Here is a 19,207-nt window from a genome sequence, read left to right as displayed (position 1 = left end):
TTATTTAGAATTTGTCAGACGCTCCCAGTGAGCCGCAAAGGAAGCACTAACATGGACCAAGAACGTTTAACCCATCTCAAGCAGCTAGAAGCGGAAAGTATTCATATTATCCGCGAAGTTGCCGCAGAGTTTGATAATCCGGTGATGATGTACTCCATCGGTAAAGATTCCTCAGTCATGCTGCATCTTGCTCGTAAGGCTTTTTACCCAGGTAAGATCCCGTTTCCTCTACTTCACGTCGATACCGACTGGAAGTTTAAGGAGATGATCAAATTCCGCGACAAAACCGCAGAAAAATACGGCTTTGAGCTTTTGGTTCATAAGAACCCAGAAGGCCTTGCGATGGGATGTAGCCCATTCGAACATGGCTCGTCCAAGCATACTGACATCATGAAAACTCAAGGTCTTAAACAAGCGTTGAATAAGTATGGTTTTGATGCGGCTTTTGGTGGTGCCCGCCGCGATGAAGAGAAATCTCGTGCGAAAGAGCGTGTCTATTCTTTCCGTGACAAGAACCATACATGGGATCCAAAGAATCAGCGTCCTGAGTTATGGCGTACTTACAACGGCCAGATCAACAAAGGTGAAAGCATCCGTGTGTTCCCACTATCCAACTGGACTGAGCTGGATATCTGGCAATACATCTATTTGGAAAACATCGAAATTGTTCCGCTTTACCTAGCTGATAAGCGCCCAGTCGTTGAGCGTGATGGCATGCTTATCATGGTGGACGATGAGCGAATGAAGCTACAACCAGGTGAAGTGATTGAAGAGAAAAACGTCCGTTTCCGTACTTTAGGATGCTACCCGCTGACCGGAGCGATCGAATCAGACGCCAATACACTGACGGGCATTATTGAAGAAATGCTGGTTGCGACATCGAGTGAACGACAAGGCCGTGCGATCGACCACGATCAGTCGGGATCGATGGAATTGAAGAAACGACAAGGTTATTTCTAAGGATCTAAGGAAAGATTATGAACAGTGCAGTTGAAGCTCAATTAGCTGAACTTGGTATCGAAGGTTACCTGACTCAGCATCAACACAAATCGCTACTTAGATTCCTCACATGTGGTTCAGTAGATGATGGTAAAAGTACATTGATTGGTCGTCTACTCCACGACTCAAAGCAAATTTATGAAGATCAGTTGGCCGCCGTTCACTCGGATAGCCAGCGTGTCGGTACCACCGGTGAACGTCCAGACCTAGCGCTTTTGGTTGATGGCTTGCAAGCTGAGCGTGAGCAGGGGATCACGATTGATGTCGCGTACCGCTATTTCTCTACCCAGAAGCGTAAGTTCATCATTGCCGACACGCCAGGGCATGAGCAGTACACGCGCAACATGGCGACAGGCGCTTCGACTTGTGATCTTGCAGTCATTTTGATTGATGCGCGTAAAGGGGTATTGGATCAAACTCGTCGTCACTCTTTCATCTCAAACTTGCTTGGCCTTAAGCACTTTGTGGTGGCAGTGAACAAGATGGATCTGGTTGAGTATTCACAACAACGCTTTGAAGAGATCCGTGACGAATACCTGTCGTTCTCAGAAAATCTACAAGGCGAAACCGATATTCAGATCATTCCACTGTCTGCGCTAGAGGGCGACAATGTGGTGGAAGCGAGTGATAACCTGAGCTGGTTTGAAGGGCCATCTTTACTCGATCTTCTAGAAAATGTCGATGTTGACCAGATCAAAGAAGAGGGTGATTTCCGTTTCCCTGTTCAATATGTCAATCGTCCAAACCTCGACTTCCGTGGTTTTGCGGGCACGATTGCCTCAGGCAATGTCAAAGTAGGTGACCGCATCAAAGCTCTGCCTTCAGGTAAGAGTTCGAAAGTGGCGCGTATTGTGACTTTTGATGGCGACCTAGAGCAAGCTCAAGCGGGCCTTGCGGTAACGCTGACATTGGAAGATGAGATCGATATCAGTCGTGGTGACTTGATCGTACTTGAACATGCTCAAGTTGAGTCAAGTAACCGACTGCTTGCTGATGTGGTGTGGATGACAGAACAGCCATTGCAGGCCGGCCGTGATTACGATGTGAAGATTGCGGGCAAGAAGACGGTAGGTCGCGTTGAAGCCATTCGTCACCAGTACGACATCAACAACCTGTCTATGCACAAAGCAGAAGAGCTACCACTGAATGGTATTGGTTTGTGTGAGTGGACATTGAATGAGTCGGTCGCCATCGACAATTACGATGCCGTGCAAGATACCGGTGGCTTCATCATCATCGATCGCCTGACTAATGTAACCGTAGGTGCGGGTTTGGTACGCGATGCCTTGGCTGAGCGTCAGCGTTCTCCTCAGGAGCGAATGGGGGCTTTTGAAAACGAGCTAAAAGCTCTGATTCTTAAGCACTTCCCTGAGTGGGATGCGAAAATCTAACCGAGCGGAGCAGGTAGAATATGATGTGGCAGCAAGGATTCGTGTTGGCAGTGTTGTTAGGTATCGTTACGTGCCTGATCACAACACGAATTAAGCCAAGTTTCATATTTGCAGGAGCAGCGTTTATAGCGTTTCTTGCGGGCATGATTGAACTTGGTGATGTTGCCACTAACTTTACCAATTCCTCTCTGTTAACGCTGGTGTTGCTGATTCTTGCCTCCAGCGCGTTGGAAAAAACACGGCTGATTAGTTGGGTCAGCCGTTCCTTATCGACAGGTAAGCTTGGCGCTGTTGTCGCTAAGTTGGGCTTATCGACGGCATTGCTTTCGTCGTTTACTAACAACACCGCTGTGGTGGTATCTTTGATCGGCGCCATCAAGCGCAATCAAACTCATGCACCATCAAAGCTACTGATACCATTGTCTTATGCTGCGATCCTTGGCGGTACACTGACCTTGATTGGCACGTCAACCAACTTGATCATCAATAGCTTTGTCGAAGATGCAGGATTGCCAAGTCTTGGCTTTTTTACGCCAACCATGATCGGGTTATCTGTACTGGTGGCGGGCTTGTTGATCTTGATTCCGTTGAGTTACTTACTGCCAAACTATGAAGATAAACATCAGGAAGAGTTGCCATATTTTCTGGAAACGATTGTTGAACCAGGTTCGCCTTTGGTTGGGCGGAGCATCAGTGAAAACAACCTACGTGCATTGAGAAAACTGTTCCTAGCGGAAGTGATACGTGGTGGTAAAACCATGGCATCGGTGGAACCGGATTTTGTCTTACAGGCCAAAGATCGCTTGTTGTTCTGTGGTGATATCGAAAGCGTTGCGACACTTCAGGAAATTCAAGGCTTGACGCTGTTTGGTCAACATCACCTCAACGGCCAGAGCTTTGTTGAAGTGGTGGTGAGCTCTTCGGCTAGCTTCTGCAATAAGACTCTCAAGTCCAGCCATTTTCGTGATCGCTTTGATGCGGTTGTCGTCGCTATTCGTCGTGGCCACGAAAGATTGCAGGGTGGATTGGGTAACATAGAACTCAATGCCGGTGATACTTTGGTGTTAGCGCCGGGAAAACGCTTCGAGCAGGAGCGTAAGGCGCACCGCAAAGAGTTTGTTTTAGTCAATGACCTGGATTCGAGTGCTCGTCTAGATGCGAATAAATCAAGCCTAGTACTACTTGGGTTTGCAGGCGTGATTGGTGCAGCTTTGCTGAATGTTGTTCCATTGATTAAAGGCTTGTCGGTATTTCTTCTTGCGGCGATGTTTTTCGGCGTGATTCAGATGGGAGAGCTTAGACGTCGCTTTCCTGTCGATATCGTTGTCATTGTCGGCTCTGCTTTATCGATCGCCCAGCTGATGATGTCCTCTGGTTTATCCGCCACATTGGGCGCGATGTTTATGGAAACCTTCAATGGTTGGGGGGCATTTGGCGCTTTGGTAGCGACTTACCTGTTTACTCTAATACTGACCGAGCTGGTGACCAATAATGCAGCTGCCGCGCTCGCGTTTCCACTTGGCTACAGTATGGCAATTGGCTATGGCGTCGACCCTATGCCATTCATTATGGCGGTACTGTTTGGTGCCAGTGCCAGCTTTATTTCACCTTATGGTTACCAGACTAACTTACTCGTTTACAGCGTAGGTAACTATAAGCTTGCAGATTACATCAGAGTCGGTATTCCAGTATCCATTGTTTACTCGGTGCTGGTATTGGCTTTGATCCCTCAATTTTTCCCGTTTTAAGGACATAATTATGACCACGGAAACGCCGACCAAAGATGAAAACATTGTTTGGCATCAGCATAATATTGATAAGGCTTTCAGAGCCAAACTAAAGCAACAAAAACCGGTTGTGCTTTGGTTTACAGGTTTATCTGGCGCAGGGAAATCGACGGTTGCAGGAGCGTTGGAAAACAAACTGGCAGAGCAGGGCTATCACACTTATCTACTCGATGGTGACAATGTGCGTCATGGTTTGTGTAGTGATCTTGGTTTCTCTGAGCAGGATCGCCGTGAGAACATCCGACGTATTGGTGAGTTAGCCAAACTGATGGCTGATGCGGGCTTAATTGTTTTGTCGGCTTTTATTTCCCCGCATCGTGCTGAGCGTCAACTGGTAAGAGATTTATTGCCAGACGGAGAGTTCCTGGAAGTCTTCGTCAATACATCATTGGAAGTGTGTGAACAGCGTGATCCTAAAGGGCTATACAAAAAAGCTCGCGCGGGAGAGATCGCTAATTTCACTGGGATTGATTCTGAGTATGAAGCGCCACTAGCCCCTGAGATTGACTTGCTTGCGGGTGAGAAATCCATCGATGCGCTGGTGGAGGATTGCTTAACCGCGCTTAAGCAGAGAAACATCATCGCATAAAGCAAAAAAGCTTCCCAAGGAAGCTTTTTCTTTATCTGTCAGGGGCGAGTTATTCGAAACAAATTTCGATAAACGCGTTACCCCATTGAGATGTGAATGGCATGATGATGATCGCGCCTTCACATTTGTGGCGGATGGTGTGGCCCTTGCCTGATACTACGATTGGCGTTGCCATATCGAAATCGAAGCCGCTTTCGGAAAGGATACGTTTTGCACCACCAGCGACCATGTTAGTGATTTCACCCACCATGTCGGTAATTTCGTCGTTCAAACCGTTAGGGCGTTCACCTAACATGTTTTGCATAATTTCTAGAGCCAGATTTTCATCAAATGTGATAGACATAGAACCGCGTGTCTGCTGACCTACCATCCCAATTAAACCTGAAACATCACCGCGAGCAATTTCATCTTTTTTTACTCGAGGTTTCTGTGGCTTCAATTCCAGAGAAGCCATCGTTTTTAGAACGTTCATCAGAGAAGCTAAAAACGGGTTTACAAATTCAGCGCGCATAATCTTCTTCTATTCTTATTCCGTCTGTTCATTTGAACATGACTGACAAATGCCATGAGATTCAATCACGTGGTTTGTGATCGTAAAGCCATGTTTTTCTGCGTTATTTTCCAGTAAAGCTATCAAGCTCTCATCTTGGAGTTCAATAACATTACTGCATTTATCGCAAATCAGTAAATGTGAGTAGTGCTTATGAGCATTACAAGAGCTGCACTGAATAAAGCTATTGGTCGATTCAACACGATGGATAAACCCTTGCTCTAAAAGAAAGTCGAGTGCGCGATACACCGTTGGTGGTTTCGCTTGCGGTTCACTCTTTTTTAGCTCTTCCAATAACTCGTATGCGCTTGATGCTTTGGGGCTTGAACAAATGAGCTCAAAAACCCTTTTTCTTTGAGGCGTTAGTCTAACCCCTCGTGATGCACACATTTCTTCAATCTGCTTTATTAGCTTGTGGTCCAAATCTTTCACCATAACCATTGGACTTTAGTAATAATATACCATTTCTTGATGGATTTCGTTTATCAAGAGGTATTTTCTGATAAGACAGTCAGTGAGTTAACCTATCTAATTGCGGTTACGGTAACTGGATCTGCTTTAAGTGCTATAAGTTACCTTATCTGTTAATAAAACGATACTGTTACGGCGCATTGGCATTACTGACTTTGTGCGCTCTGTTGGATAAAATCTCCTGGCCTAATTCGAAATCAAACTCCTCCAAGGCGCTGTTGAGCTGGGTAAAATCAGATTCAGATAACCCAACTAATGAGCTTGAAGTGATATCGTTTATGATCGAAAGGGCGTGGGTGTCGTTTTCATCCACGGCCTGCTTGAGCTGGTTAAATAGTGATTCACTGAACGTCTCTTCAGTTAAAGAGGGAGTTGGCTTTTCACTCGTTAGCTGACTGGAATGGATATTGTTGACTAAGGTAGCCAGTACTTTGATGACACGCTGGCGTAAGTCTCGATTTTTGCTGTCCTGTTCGAGTTCTTGACAAAGTTCATGCAGGGTCGTTGCTCCAATGTTACCAGCAACGCCTTTCAAAGAATGAATATTGCGTTGTCGTGTCGTGCTGTCTGGATCAGAGATGGCAATTTCTACCGCTTTGGGATCGGCATAAGTACTGGCAAAACGCAGAATGAGTCTGATGTATAAATCTGCATTCCCGCTGGCACGAGTCAATCCCGATGTTATATCGAGTCCAGTAATGTCGGGGACTTGCTTGGTGGGCTGCCCCTTTGCCATCACTAACTGTTGCGGATGTTTAGGTGTAATCCATTTTGCTAGGGTACTGAACATAGCGCCAACATCGATAGGCTTAGCGATAATGTCATTCATGCCTGCATTTTTGGCTTTTTCTTTATCTCGCTCCATAACGTTAGCCGTCATAGCGATAATGGGGATGTGTGGGTCGTCGAGCTTCTGACGAATGAACTCCGTGGCTTCATAACCATCCATCACAGGCATTTGGCAATCCATCAGGATGCCATCGAAGTTATGGCGCTTATAGAGATCGACAGCAACCTGCCCATTTTCAGCCACCATGACATGAACTTGCTGGCCTTCAAGCAGTTCAGTGGCCAGCTCTTGGTTAATCTCATTGTCTTCGACGAGCAGCAACTGAGCGCCAGCCAGTTGTTGAGCATTAGCGAGCTGTGTCTGCTCTTCTACATCGCTTCGGCTGACACGACTGCCTTCAACGCCGTATAGCGTCACAATGGCATCGAAAAGATGTGAGGAGGTGACAGGTTTATCCAGAATTGATGGTGGTGTTAGCTGGCGCTGGATGAAGGCATCGGTTAGCTCTTCGCGGCCATAGGCTGTTAGCATTAAGAGTTTTGGCTGAGCTGGTTCCGCTAGTCTGCCCCACATGATTTCCGCTAAATCGATGCCGTCCTTGACAGGCATTTGCCAGTCCGAAATCACTAAATCATAAGGTTGTTCATTGGTGATCGCTGTTTCTAACTCATCCAGAGCGCTATCGACATTGGTGACGCAGGTGGTTTCAAACTGAAGGGATTGAAGAATGTCTTCTACGATCAATCGTGCGCTGGCATTGTCATCAACCACCAGAATTTTCAACTGGCCGAGTTCTTTCGGTACTAATAATGGTTCTTGCTTCAATGCATGACTAACGCCTAGTTGGACAGTAAAGGTGAAGGTAGAGCCCTTACCTTGCTCACTGGCCACATCAATATCTCCGCCCATCAGCTGACAAAGCTCTTTACTGATAGCCAGGCCAAGACCTGTCCCTCCATATTTGCGTGTGGTTGAGCTATCTGCCTGAGTAAACTTGTTAAACAGTTTATTGCATTGTTCCGATGTCATGCCGATCCCACTGTCAGACACAGAGAACTTGAGGGTGATATTGTCGCCTTCTTTTTTATCTAGAGTGATGCTGATTTTAATTTCACCTTGTTCGGTAAACTTGACGGCGTTGTTAGCCAAATTAATCAGGATCTGCCCAAGACGAAGAGGATCGCCGACTAAGGCGGTGGGCACATCGCGATCAATATGGATCAACAGTTCCAGTCCGCGCTCGGAGGCACGTAAACCAACGAGGTTAGAAATATTGTCGAGAACATTTTCCAGATGGAAATCGACGTTTTCGATATCCAGTTTACCCGCTTCAATTTTTGAGAAGTCCAAGATATCGTTGATCAAACCGAGAAGAGAATCGGCGGAAAGTTTTACTTTCTGGATATAGTTACGTTGCGCTTTAGAAAGGTCTGTTTTCAGGGCGAGATAGCTCATTCCGATAATGGCATTCATTGGTGTGCGGATTTCGTGACTCATATTGGCGAGAAAGTCCGATTTCGCTTTGTTTGCCGCATCGGCTTCATCTCTCGCCAATGACAATTTATCGGCGAAACGTTCTAGTGCAGCATGGGACTTGTGGGCGAGTAAGCCAAGTAGCAGTAAGGTCACTACAAAGATAGCGCCACCGATAGCCAGATAGCGGGCAATGGCACCGGAACTTTCCACCGTATTGAGTTGCTCTTGATAGACAGGTTGAATGAAAGATTGTAATCGTTCGTATGTTTCTTCTAGCTGAGCGATTTGCTGTGAAGTAATACTGCGTGCTGAAGTTAATTGATTGAACAGCGTGTAGTAGCTGTTAGTCAAGGTTTGTATTTGGTCGACATTGATCTTTTCTTCATCGGTCGGCACTTGAGCTGATAGGTTATCGAGAAGACGCAGAGAATATTCGAGATAATCATTCACTTGGTTAGCAATCGCTTGTTGGCGCGTTGGTGAAAGTGATAATGAATAGTCGCGATCAAGTTGTTGTGCTTCACTGATCGAAGATTGGAGAACGAGTAAATTAGAGCTCACCGCCAGACGTTCACTGATGGCTATTTGAGTGCTAGAAACCGCTTGTTGCGATGTTCTGAGGATATCCTGAAGATGGTTACGCAAGTCGGTGGCTGAGCGCGCCATCTCATCACCAGAGCGATTGACTTGGCTGAGAATGCTTTGTTGAAGTTTGTCGCCGATGTTGGACCAGCTTCTTAGTTGGACTAATGACGTTAAATAACGGTTTTTGGCGTTTTTAACCAGTGTCAGTTTGTTCATACTGGTTTGTTCGGTCAGTTTATCTTCCAGTAAGTTAATGAGCTGGTCGATTTTCTTCAACTCAAACTGTGCTTGGTTGAGCTCCTGCTGGTCTTTAGTGAGTACATATGACTTCTGATGGTTTTGTGAATTGGCAATTAAACCGACTAACCAGTGTGCTCGTATTGCGTTATCAGAATCTTCATCGACCTGATCGCGCAACGCTTCAATACTCACGATGCCATTTTCTACGAATTCTTCGTGCAGTTGTTGCAGGGCATCGATGGCATTAGCTGCTTGCTCGGCGACACTTGTCATTTCCTTACGTGTGGTGTTTTCGCTCTGGTTGAGTTGGATGTACTGGGTAAAATCTTGGCGATAATCGACAAGTGCATCTGTAATTTGTGCATCAATCCCATTGGCGATGGCGATCTCTGATAAAGCCTGTGCTTTATCTATTTGGTGGTAAATATCATCAGAGAGCTCATCTTGAGGCAGGCGAATATAGCTCTGTTCAAGCATTTTCACGCTATCTAATGTTGATAATAGCTGGGCATTACCAGCATATTGCTCCACGGTCTCAAAGCGTTGATTGAGGCTCATCCATCCAATGCTGCCGACCACCAGCAACATGACAGAGGCAATGACAAAACCGGTAAGAATGCGCTTAGAATCGAGCGCATAGTCTTGTACTTGATTCATTCTCTACCTTAGCCGAAGCGCTTAAAATTCGTCTTTAAAGGACTCTTTGATTTTTAGGATTTCATCTAGTTGGCTGATGAAAATAGGCACTAAATTGGGGTCAAAATGCGCGCCAGCGCCTTCTTCAAGCAGTGCCACTGCCTCTTCAACAGGCCAAGCTTTCTTGTAGGGCCGCTCACTGGTTAGAGCGTCAAACACGTCGGCAATCGCGACAATTCGGGCACTTAAAGGAATGGCTTCTCCTTGAGTGCCATGTGGGTAACCACTGCCATCCCATTTCTCATGGTGATACAGGGCAATTTCTTTCGCCATTTGCAGCAACAGCGAATCACTGTCTCCAATAATGTCAGCGCCGAAGTTGACGTGCTTTTGCATGACTGCCCACTCATCACCATCGAGTTTCCCTGGTTTACCTAAAATATGATCAGGGATGCCAATTTTGCCGATGTCGTGCATTGGCGAAGCTTGAAAAACCAGTTCTACCCAGCGTTTGCTGACATCCAGTTGCTCAGCCAGAATACGTGAATAATGACTCATGCGGACAACGTGCATGCCTGTTTCATTGTCTTTGTATTCAGCGGCACGGCCCAAGCGTTGAATGATTTCAAGGCGACTGCGCTCCAGTTGTTCGGTCCGCTGTTTCACCTGAACCGATAACGCTAGATTTTGATCGTACAGTGCGATGTGTGTTTTTACTCTAGCTTTGACTATGGGCGGGCTGACAGGTTTGGTAATGTAGTCGACAGCACCAATCTCAAAGCCTTTTTGCTCGTCCACCACTTCCGCTTTAGCAGTCACAAAGATCACGGGAATATCGCAAGTGAGTGGGTTGGACTTTAGAATCGAGCACACTTCATAGCCATCCATTTCTGGCATCATGATATCGAGTAAGATCAAATGAGGTCGTGGAGAGCTATTGGCTATTTTTAGCGCTTTCGCACCGCTGGTGGCTGCCTTTATCTTAAATTCATCGGAAAGAATACCAGACAGAGTATGGATATTGTCTGGAATATCATCGACCACCAGTATGGTGGGTTTGTCTAATGTTTCAGAGACCATAAGAGTAAGTCCTTTTACTATGCGCTCTTAATATGTATCAACAGATAGAATAGTGAATATTTATAAATAGTTGCAGCGTTAATTAACCAATCAGATGAGTCAAATTCATGAACAGTGAAGCATGTACAAGTTTGCCGATAAAGTCAGACTCAGGGTTAGGAATGGTGAGCCTGCTGGTAAATAAGCTTAAAGGGATGTATTCAGATGTACATGTAGGTAGTTTTATTAACACTAGTTTAGAGTTTTCAGTTAGTTAATATATGTTCATTTGTGTGCTGAGTAGTGTAATAGGTAAAAACATAGCTTTCTGCTTAATTAAGTTGCATATGCACTTGTGCTCTTATTGCTCTTACCGTATGGTTGATTCCGTCCCTGAACGGGATGATATGAAACTGTAACATTCATGTATCTTTCATTTAATTCAGATATTTATGCTGGCCGATAACTCCAAGGGCCAGCTTTTTTTTGCGTGGACCTTATGTAATCCAAGATGATTGAGTTCACATATTCGAAGTGGTTTATGTGGGGACGCGACTCTAAATCTAGGTGTAATACGCAAAATCGTGCGATGAACAACGAAAAAACCAATATGAAATTGATCTCATATTTAATTTTACTACTATAAAGGTCCCTATGGGTAATTTGTCAATCATTTCATTTGCTTCATGGAACGGTGCTGGCCTTCAATTCATTTTCGGCCAGCATTTTTTTTGAAGTTTACTTTCTATTCTTGACTTGTTTTCCCCTTATCATGAGAACTGGTACATTAATTCAACGATATTGATGCTGTCACCGTCTAGTCCGAAAAGCGCCGCACAACGCTTATCCCTTCACTTTGAGACACTCTTTTCCTGAATGTTTTTTCTTGTCTGTGTATAATCCACCGATTATTTTTGACCACGCCACTTTGAAGCTCACGCTCTGGCAAAAATTGCTATTAGTTGTGATAGTGAATATTCATACATAGCAGTGGTATAAGATTTCGAGTAACACCTTATGAAACCTGAAAATACTAGTAAATACGCGGCTAATCGCTTTTCCATTGCACCCATGTTGGATTGGACGGATAGACATTGTCGCTACTTCCATCGACTGCTAACGAGCGAAACTTTGCTTTATACCGAGATGGTGACGACGGGGGCGATTATTCATGGTAAGGGTGATTTTCTGGCCTATAACCAGGAAGAACATCCGGTAGCACTTCAGTTAGGTGGCTCAAACCCTCAGGATTTGGCAACGTGCGCGAAATTGGCGCAAGATCGCGGCTACGATGAAATCAACCTCAACGTTGGTTGCCCGTCTGATCGTGTGCAAAATGGTCGTTTTGGTGCGTGTCTGATGGCAGAACCACAGCTGGTGGCAGAATGTGTCGCTGCAATGCGCGATGTCGTGGATGTTCCAGTGACGGTAAAAACTCGTATTGGTATTGATGATCAGGACTCTTATGAGTTTCTGACCGATTTTGTATCAATGGTTTCCGAGAAGGGGGGCTGTGAGCAATTTACTATTCACGCGCGCAAAGCTTGGCTTTCTGGTCTAAGCCCAAAAGAGAATCGTGAGATCCCACCGCTTGATTATCCACGTGCTTATCAGCTGAAGAAAGATTTTTCACACCTGACAATTGCCATTAATGGCGGTGTTAAGACACTGGAAGAGAGCAAGGAGCATTTGAGACATCTTGATGGGGTTATGGTAGGCCGTGAAGCATACCAGAATCCATATATTCTAGCGGAAGTTGATCAGCAGATTTTTGGATTAGATAAGCCTGTCAAGAAGCGCACTCAAGTTGTGGAAGAGATGTACCCGTACATTGAAAGCCAGCTAGAGAAAGGGGCATACCTTGGCCATATTACTCGTCATATGTTGGGTTTGTTCCAGAATATGCCGGGGGCGCGTCAATGGCGTCGTTATATCAGTGAAAATGCTCACAAGCCAGGCTCTGGCATTGAGGTTGTTGAGACAGCATTGAGTAAAATTCCTAAAGAATTGAATGTGTAAATTTTACCATTTAATAGTATTAAGTTGGTTTATTTCACCAATCAAGAAAATCAATAAAAGAGACACCTGAAGAGACGTCTCTTTTTATTTTATTTAAAATCAAATACTTATGTGTTTTTCTTTAACTTGGCCTGCTTTCTGCTATGTGAAAGCTAACTAAGGAGAAAGATATGTTTGAACTCATCTTTGTATTGGTCTTTATTGCAACATTGTTGGTGACAGGTCTTACCATGTTCACGGTTTTTGCTGCGGCAGGGTTTGCTTTGATGGTCATGGTGCTACTCGGCATGGTCGGTGCGGTGATTAAACTGATTCCGTGGTTGATTGTTATCGCGGTGGGTATTTGGTTCTTTAAAAACTACGTGTACAGCCATCGTTAATCCACGCAGTAATTTGACATAAATCGTTGTGTGGGTGTGCTACTATCGCTCTCATATCTCTAACCTCAATGAGCTCGGGAGCTAAAATAGATGAACAGATCTGCATTGGCAGTGATCACTGCCGCTGCGCTATCGATGGCAAGTTCAGCAGCAATGGCAGAAAGTTCTGTCGTTGCAAAAGTTGGGGCTGAAGCATGGTGGGTAGATACAGAAGTCAATGAAATCCGCCGTGATAAAGAAGTCACTCCAAGCGTTTATGCGGCGATCGAGCACGACATCAAATATGTGCCGAATGCACGAATCAGAACCACCAGTGTTGATAATGAGTTTATGGCGTTTGATAAGCTTGATCTCACGTTATATTACCAAGTGATGGAACATGAGCTGATGCATTTTGATGCTGGTATTACGTTCAGTGATATGAGTAATACAAAGTACAAGAATGCAGAAACAGGCCAAACTAAAGATTTTAATGAGTTGCTGTGGGCCTTCTATGGTTACGCGGAAATCACAGTGCCAGACACGAACTTTGATATTATCGGTGAAATGAACTTTGGTGATAGCAGTGGTATTAAGAGCACCGACCTGATGGCGGGTATGCAGTATCGAATGCCATTGAATAACTCCACGCTCACCTTCCGAGGAGGGTATCGTGTTATTGATCTTGAGTCCGATGAGTTTAAACCTACGTTGGAAGAGAGTACTTTAGGCAAACCTTTCATGATGGCGAACGGCTTCTTCGTCGGTGCTGAATACAGTTTCTAACGGAATTATTTTTCTAAAAACGCTGCGTAATATCGCAGCGTTTTTTTATGCCTATTAGTTATATTTTCACTTTTCTTTTAGCAGTTTTTTGTCTTTCGGCCATGCTTATTAAGGATTCTTATCAATAATTTTAGAGAAGGATTCTCATGACTATCAATGAGCTTAGAAATCTTTACCGAGAAAATCAGTTAGTTGAAGCCATCATCGAACCTTCAGCTCAGGAAGGAACATGGATTGTCGAGTTTCGCCACGCTCGCGGTGGCTTTGTGTTATTAACCGACTCCCATGGGGAAGAGTGTCACTATTTGGATCTGGATCTAGCATCAAAGTCTGCGATGGCTGTCGGTTTCAGACAGGTACGCGTTGAGGCGAAGTAAGCTTGCCTGCTTAAACTTTCGGCTTTCTTTAATTCCAAAAGTTATAAAACATTCATTTCTATTCTTTCTTGTTATTAAAGGGAGTGGTTAATCTATCATCACGCAATGAATAGGGATGTCGAGACCATGTCTTTAAACAAGAACGTGTCCTCTCAAGGAAACACACCACAAGAATTACCGTCAGTCGCTTCTCCTTTAAATGATCAACAACTGGATACGCTACAACAAACCGTCTCAGAACTGTCACCTCAACAGTTGGCGTGGGTCAGTGGTTATTTTTGGGGGCTATCACAAGTTCAACCTCAAACAGCAGGCGCTGCAGCACCTATCAGTCAGGCTGCTGCGGCTGTAGCTGCAAAACCAGCAGGCAAGCTTTCTATTATCTTTGCCTCTCAGACGGGGAACGCCAAGGGCGTTGCTGAAGCGCTTGAGCAAGAAGCAAAAGCTCAAGGCATAGCTGTCGAGCTGTTTGATGCTAGCGATTACAAAGGAAAAAATCTGGCGAAGGAAACGCACGTCATTATTGTTGCCTCCACCAACGGTGAAGGTGAAGCTCCAGATAATGCGACTGAGCTGCATGAATTCCTTCAGTCTAAGAAGGCACCTAAATTACCCAACCTGAAATACGGTGTGATTGGTCTGGGTGACTCGAGTTATGAATTCTTCTGTCAGACAGGTAAAGATTTCGATTCTTACCTATCTAAACTTGGCGCGACATCGTTTATTGAACGAGTCGATCTTGATGTGGACTATGAAGCGCTCGCCGCTGAGTGGCGGGCAGCAGCGCTAGAGAAGGTCAAAGAAGCGCTCTCTTCTAATTCTGAGGCTGAGGTTGTACAGCTTCCAGTGGGTCAGGCTGCACTAGGTCATTCTCCATATAACAAGCAACATCCTTATACAGCGACGCTGCTTACGAACCAAAAAATTACAGGGCGTGATTCAGGCAAAGATGTACGCCACGTAGAGATCGATCTTGAAGGCTCGGGTTTAACATATCAGCCCGGAGATGCCCTTGGGGTTTGGTTTGAAAACAGCTCAGCTCTTGCAAATGCTATCCTGGCGAAAGTTGGGTTGTCTGGTGTTGAAAGTGTTGATGTTGATGGTGAGAGTATTTCCATCCACAGTGCGCTGGTAAGTAAGTACGAAATCACTTCTGCAAACCCCCAGCTTGTGAGCAAGTTTGCAGAGCTATCAGGTAGCAAGAAATTGCTCAAGTTATTGGAAGATAAAGACAAGTTACGAGAATATGCAACTAACACTCAAGTAGTTGATGTTCTGGCGGAAAAGAAAACCAAACTATCCGCTGAGGAACTTGTTGGATTGCTGCGCCGATTGACCCCTCGCCTCTATTCTATTGCTTCTAGTCAAAGTGAAGTGGATGAAGAAGTCCATCTTACAGTAGGCGTTGTTGAATATAACAAGGGAGGTGAAAAGCGTTTTGGTGGCGCGTCTAGCTTCCTTTCTCATCGTTTAGAAGAAGGTGGTGAAGTGAAAGTGTTTGTTGAGCACAACAATAACTTCAAGCTACCTCAAGATGACAATACCCCAATGATCATGATTGGCCCAGGTACAGGTATCGCACCTTTCCGCAGCTTTGTTCAAGAACGAGATAACCGAGATGCTGAAGGTAAAAATTGGCTGTTCTTCGGTGACCGCACCTTTACGCAAGACTTCCTTTATCAGGTGGAGTGGCAGAAGTACCTTAAGTCTGGAGTGCTAAATCGTCTTGATGTGGCATTCAGCCGTGACCAAGCAGAGAAAGTTTATGTGCAACATCGTATTCTGGAAAACGCTGAACAAGTTTGGCAGTGGATCCAAGAAGGCGCTTACCTCTATGTGTGTGGCGATGCAACACGCATGGCGAAAGATGTGCACGAAGCCTTGATTCATGTTGCGGAGCAACAAGGTCAGCTATCACGCGATGATGCGGAAGAATTTATCAATGAACTACGTAAAGCGAAACGTTATCAAAGGGATGTGTACTAATGACTTTTTCTACTGAGAATAATAAGCAGCTTGTATTAGGCGAAGAGTTAGGAAAGCTTTCTGATAACGAGCGTCTAAAAACGCAAAGCAACTTCTTACGCGGTACCATTGAGCAAGACCTACAAGACAGAATTACAGGTGGTTTTACTGCCGACAACTTTCAGTTGATTCGTTTCCACGGTATGTATCAGCAAGATGATCGCGACATTCGTAATGAACGTGCAAAGCAAAAACTTGAGCCGCTACATAATGTCATGCTGCGTGCTCGTATGCCGGGTGGCATTATCAAACCGGATCAGTGGCTAGCGATTGATAAGTTCGCGACTGAGCACTCTCTTTACGGCAGTATTCGCCTGACGACTCGTCAAACCTTTCAGTTTCACGGAGTTCTTAAGCCGAATATTAAGTTGATGCACCAAACCCTAAACAGTATTGGTATTGATTCGATTGCCACAGCGGGTGATGTTAACCGTAACGTCTTGTGTACGACTAACCCAATTGAGTCAGAGCTACATCAAGAAGCCTATGAGTGGGCGAAGAAAATCAGTGAGCATTTACTACCTAAGACTAAGGCATACGCCGAAATTTGGCTGGATGGCGAGAAAGTAGAGACAACAGAAGGTGACGAGCCAATCCTTGGTAAGACTTATCTTCCTCGTAAGTTCAAAACCACGGTTGTGATTCCTCCACAGAACGATGTTGATGTTCATGCAAATGATCTTAACTTTGTGGCGATTGGTGAGAATGGCAAGCTGGTGGGCTTTAATGTGTTAGTTGGGGGTGGTCTTGCAATGACCCACGGTGATACTTCCACTTATGCCCGTCGTGCCGATGACTTTGGGTTTGTTCCGCTAGACAAAACGCTTGATGTTGCAGCGGCAGTCGTTACCACTCAGCGTGACTGGGGTAACCGTTCGAATCGTAAGAATGCGAAAACCAAGTACACCTTAGATCGTGTCGGTATCGATGTGTTTAAAGCTGAAGTAGAAAAGCGCGCTGGTATTAAATTTGCTGAAAGTCGACCTTATGAATTTACTGACCGTGGCGATCGTATCGGTTGGTTTGAAGGTATCGATGGTAAACATCACTTAGCACTGTTTATCGAAAATGGTCGTCTACTGGACTTCCCGGGTAAGCCTCTTAAGACAGGGGTTGCTGAAATTGCCAAGATCCATAAAGGTGACTTCCGCATGACGGCCAACCAAAACTTAATTGTTGCTGGTGTGGCTAAAAGCCAAAAAGCCAAGATCGAGAAGATTGCCCGCGAACACGGTTTAATTGATGATAGTGTGAGTGAACAGCGCAAAAACTCAATGGCGTGTGTCGCTTTCCCAACTTGCCCACTTGCGATGGCTGAAGCCGAACGTTTTTTACCTCAGTTTGTCACTGATGTAGAAGCTATCCTTGAAAAGCACGGTTTACCAGAAGAAGACAACATCATTTTACGTGTGACAGGCTGTCCAAATGGCTGTGGCCGCGCTATGTTGGCTGAAATTGGTTTAGTCGGTAAAGCTCCCGGACGTTATAACCTCCACCTAGGTGGTAACCGAGCGGGTACACGCATCCCAAAGATGTACAAAGAGAACATTACCGATAAGCAGATTCTTGAAGAGGTCGATCAACTGGTTGGTCGTTGGGCGCAAGAACGTGAAACGGGTGAAGGGTTTGGTGATTTTGCAATTCGTGCTGGAATCATCCAAGAGGTAAAAGTATCGATGAGGGATTTACATGCTTGATTCTGTCGCTTCTAAACCTCAGTTAGCGAAACTTCTCTCATTAACTAAGACGGAACAGATACTCCAGCTTGGTCAAATTAATGCAGAGTTAGAGCAGCTAACAGCACAGCAAAGAGTGGCTTGGGCACTTGAAAACCTTGAAGGTCAGTTCGCTGTTTCTTCTAGTTTCGGTATTCAGGCAGCGGTTATGTTGCACCTAGTTACTGAGCAAAAGCCTGATATTCCCGTTATCTTGACTGATACTGGCTATCTGTTTCCAGAAACCTACCGCTTTATTGATCAGCTGAGTGAGCAGTTGACGCTAAACCTTAAGGTCTATCGCGCAAAAGAAAGTGCTAACTGGCAGGAAGCGCGTTACGGAAAATTGTGGGAACAAGGTATAGAGGGAATAGAGAAATACAACAAACTAAATAAAGTCGAACCGATGAGGCGAGCTTTAGATGAGCTTGAAGTAGGAACTTGGTTCTCAGGTTTACGTCGTGAGCAATCTAAATCACGAGCAAGTTTACCAATCTTATCGATTCAAAATGGTGTGTTTAAGTTCTTGCCTGTGATCGATTGGACGAATAAAGATGTTCATTATTACCTAGAGCAAAACGGACTTTCTTATCATCCCCTAAGAGATGAAGGTTATCTATCCGTTGGTGATACCCATACAAGCAAAAAGTGGGAGCCAGGTATGAGTGAAGAAGAAACTCGATTCTTTGGATTGAAGCGTGAATGTGGTCTTCACGAAGACGATAGTGAGCAAGATGGTTCGGGGATTTAGTTTTTCCCTCTATATATAGATAAAAAGGCCGCGAGAGCGGCCTTTTTTGCGTGAAAAACAGCGATTGTGGATAACTCTGTGAATATTTTGTTGGCTTAATTGGGGTAAAGTTGGATAAATAAGGCTTTGGGCGAAAGTTAGCCTGTTAAACGTTGTTTTTGCATTTTTTTCAAAATAACGCTTGCCAATGTGAGCGCTATCTCTATAATGCCTCCTCGTCGACAGGGCAAGGGCTCACAAGGGTCCAAGCTAAATCGACAGGTTAACTAGCTAAGCAGAAACGCTTAAGAAAAAAGTTTGAAAAAGTGGTTGACACTAAAACTTAAAACGCTAGAATGGCCGCCTCTTCCGAAGTGGTGAGAGCCACAAGAAGAGAAGCTCTTTAACAATATAAACCTATCAATCTGTGTGGGCACTCGTTGATGATAATCCAATTCGATACTTCGGTATCAAATTAGGTTTCAATGATACGAAGTGACCATTGAATCTTCGGATTCAGCACAGTCAATTCAAACATTACTTTATGTAATGTTCAGTATTCATTGAGCCGAACAAAATCTTAAATTGAAGAGTTTGATCATGGCTCAGATTGAACGCTCGCT

Annotated in this window: 15 protein-coding genes; 11 read left to right on the top strand and 4 right to left on the bottom strand. The window is 44.9% G+C overall.

What is annotated here, in order from left to right:
- Positions 1–27: 27 nt before the first annotated feature.
- The 4 genes from cysD to cysC are packed head-to-tail and all read left to right on the top strand — an operon-like array spanning position 28 to position 4,766.
- Positions 28–960: a sulfate adenylyltransferase subunit CysD gene (cysD, locus tag L1D23_RS18730; RefSeq protein WP_227495665.1), complete on the top strand. Its 933-nt coding sequence runs from the start codon at positions 28–30 to the stop codon at positions 958–960.
- Between the two features lie 17 nt (positions 961–977).
- Complete coding sequence (gene cysN, locus L1D23_RS18725; protein WP_239870320.1) at positions 978–2,390, top strand: sulfate adenylyltransferase subunit CysN; 1,413 nt, start codon at positions 978–980, stop codon at positions 2,388–2,390.
- Between the two features lie 23 nt (positions 2,391–2,413).
- Positions 2,414–4,138, top strand: coding sequence for an SLC13 family permease (locus tag L1D23_RS18720; protein ID WP_239870727.1), 1,725 nt, complete (start codon positions 2,414–2,416; stop codon positions 4,136–4,138).
- Between the two features lie 10 nt (positions 4,139–4,148).
- Positions 4,149–4,766: an adenylyl-sulfate kinase gene (gene cysC / locus L1D23_RS18715; RefSeq protein WP_239870317.1), complete on the top strand. Its 618-nt coding sequence runs from the start codon at positions 4,149–4,151 to the stop codon at positions 4,764–4,766.
- Between the two features lie 49 nt (positions 4,767–4,815).
- Here cysC and L1D23_RS18710 read toward each other — a convergent pair whose 3' ends face one another.
- The 4 genes from L1D23_RS18710 to L1D23_RS18695 form a co-directional block, all read right to left on the bottom strand.
- Positions 4,816–5,277, bottom strand: coding sequence for a chemotaxis protein CheX (locus tag L1D23_RS18710; RefSeq protein ID WP_006963190.1), 462 nt, complete (start codon positions 5,275–5,277; stop codon positions 4,816–4,818).
- Between the two features lie 15 nt (positions 5,278–5,292).
- Complete coding sequence (gene zur, locus L1D23_RS18705) at positions 5,293–5,751, bottom strand: zinc uptake transcriptional repressor Zur (protein WP_239838671.1); 459 nt, start codon at positions 5,749–5,751, stop codon at positions 5,293–5,295.
- Positions 5,752–5,917: 166 nt separating this feature from the next.
- Positions 5,918–9,535, bottom strand: a complete 3,618-nt coding sequence (locus tag L1D23_RS18700; protein WP_239870301.1) for a response regulator — start codon at positions 9,533–9,535, stop codon at positions 5,918–5,920.
- A gap of 21 nt (positions 9,536–9,556) precedes the next feature.
- Positions 9,557–10,594: a two-component system response regulator gene (locus tag L1D23_RS18695; protein WP_239870299.1), complete on the bottom strand. Its 1,038-nt coding sequence runs from the start codon at positions 10,592–10,594 to the stop codon at positions 9,557–9,559.
- A 996-nt stretch (positions 10,595–11,590) separates the two neighbouring features.
- On the opposite strand from L1D23_RS18695, the gene dusA reads away from it, so the two are divergent.
- The 7 genes from dusA to L1D23_RS18660 all read left to right on the top strand — a co-directional run bounded on the left by dusA (position 11,591) and on the right by L1D23_RS18660 (position 18,605).
- The gene (gene dusA / locus L1D23_RS18690) at positions 11,591–12,592 is read left to right on the top strand and encodes a tRNA dihydrouridine(20/20a) synthase DusA (RefSeq protein WP_239870296.1); all 1,002 of its coding nucleotides are present in this window, start codon (positions 11,591–11,593) and stop codon (positions 12,590–12,592) included.
- A 170-nt stretch (positions 12,593–12,762) separates the two neighbouring features.
- Complete coding sequence (gene pspG, locus L1D23_RS18685; protein WP_006963183.1) at positions 12,763–12,972, top strand: envelope stress response protein PspG; 210 nt, start codon at positions 12,763–12,765, stop codon at positions 12,970–12,972.
- A gap of 90 nt (positions 12,973–13,062) precedes the next feature.
- The gene (locus L1D23_RS18680) at positions 13,063–13,737 is read left to right on the top strand and encodes a TIGR04219 family outer membrane beta-barrel protein (RefSeq protein ID WP_239870276.1); all 675 of its coding nucleotides are present in this window, start codon (positions 13,063–13,065) and stop codon (positions 13,735–13,737) included.
- Between the two features lie 146 nt (positions 13,738–13,883).
- Positions 13,884–14,114 carry a hypothetical protein gene (locus L1D23_RS18675; RefSeq protein ID WP_239838676.1) on the top strand — a complete coding sequence of 77 codons (231 nt, stop codon included), beginning with the start codon at positions 13,884–13,886 and terminating at the stop codon, positions 14,112–14,114.
- Between the two features lie 126 nt (positions 14,115–14,240).
- The gene (locus L1D23_RS18670; RefSeq protein WP_239870273.1) at positions 14,241–16,100 is read left to right on the top strand and encodes an assimilatory sulfite reductase (NADPH) flavoprotein subunit; all 1,860 of its coding nucleotides are present in this window, start codon (positions 14,241–14,243) and stop codon (positions 16,098–16,100) included.
- Positions 16,100–17,836 carry an assimilatory sulfite reductase (NADPH) hemoprotein subunit gene (cysI, locus tag L1D23_RS18665; protein ID WP_239870239.1) on the top strand — a complete coding sequence of 579 codons (1,737 nt, stop codon included), beginning with the start codon at positions 16,100–16,102 and terminating at the stop codon, positions 17,834–17,836. Before L1D23_RS18670 ends, cysI begins: the two co-directional genes overlap by 1 nt.
- Positions 17,829–18,605, top strand: coding sequence for a phosphoadenylyl-sulfate reductase (locus tag L1D23_RS18660; RefSeq protein ID WP_004743371.1), 777 nt, complete (start codon positions 17,829–17,831; stop codon positions 18,603–18,605). Before cysI ends, L1D23_RS18660 begins: the two co-directional genes overlap by 8 nt.
- Positions 18,606–19,207: the final 602 nt, after the last annotated feature.

This window comes from Vibrio sp. Isolate24 (assembly GCF_022398215.1).
GTDB lineage: Bacteria > Pseudomonadota > Gammaproteobacteria > Enterobacterales > Vibrionaceae > Vibrio > Vibrio coralliilyticus_A.
The sequence above is the reverse complement of the archived record's forward strand: the minus strand, read 5'-3'. Positions and strand labels throughout refer to the sequence as shown.

Bases quoted from the DNA above. Each gene is read 5' to 3' on its own strand.
- cysN (WP_239870320.1), top strand. From the start codon at position 978: ATGAACAGTGCAGTTGAAGCTCAATTAGCTGAACTTGGTATCGAAGGT.
- L1D23_RS18720 (WP_239870727.1), top strand. From the start codon at position 2,414: ATGTGGCAGCAAGGATTCGTGTTGGCAGTGTTGTTAGGTATCGTTACG.
- cysC (WP_239870317.1), top strand. From the start codon at position 4,149: ATGACCACGGAAACGCCGACCAAAGATGAAAACATTGTTTGGCATCAG.
- L1D23_RS18710 (WP_006963190.1), bottom strand. From the start codon at position 5,277: ATGCGCGCTGAATTTGTAAACCCGTTTTTAGCTTCTCTGATGAACGTT.
- zur (WP_239838671.1), bottom strand. From the start codon at position 5,751: ATGGTGAAAGATTTGGACCACAAGCTAATAAAGCAGATTGAAGAAATG.
- L1D23_RS18700 (WP_239870301.1), bottom strand. From the start codon at position 9,535: ATGAATCAAGTACAAGACTATGCGCTCGATTCTAAGCGCATTCTTACC.
- L1D23_RS18695 (WP_239870299.1), bottom strand. From the start codon at position 10,594: ATGGTCTCTGAAACATTAGACAAACCCACCATACTGGTGGTCGATGAT.
- dusA (WP_239870296.1), top strand. From the start codon at position 11,591: ATGAAACCTGAAAATACTAGTAAATACGCGGCTAATCGCTTTTCCATT.
- pspG (WP_006963183.1), top strand. From the start codon at position 12,763: ATGTTTGAACTCATCTTTGTATTGGTCTTTATTGCAACATTGTTGGTG.
- L1D23_RS18680 (WP_239870276.1), top strand. From the start codon at position 13,063: ATGAACAGATCTGCATTGGCAGTGATCACTGCCGCTGCGCTATCGATG.
- L1D23_RS18675 (WP_239838676.1), top strand. From the start codon at position 13,884: ATGACTATCAATGAGCTTAGAAATCTTTACCGAGAAAATCAGTTAGTT.
- L1D23_RS18670 (WP_239870273.1), top strand. From the start codon at position 14,241: ATGTCTTTAAACAAGAACGTGTCCTCTCAAGGAAACACACCACAAGAA.
- cysI (WP_239870239.1), top strand. From the start codon at position 16,100: ATGACTTTTTCTACTGAGAATAATAAGCAGCTTGTATTAGGCGAAGAG.
- L1D23_RS18660 (WP_004743371.1), top strand. From the start codon at position 17,829: ATGCTTGATTCTGTCGCTTCTAAACCTCAGTTAGCGAAACTTCTCTCA.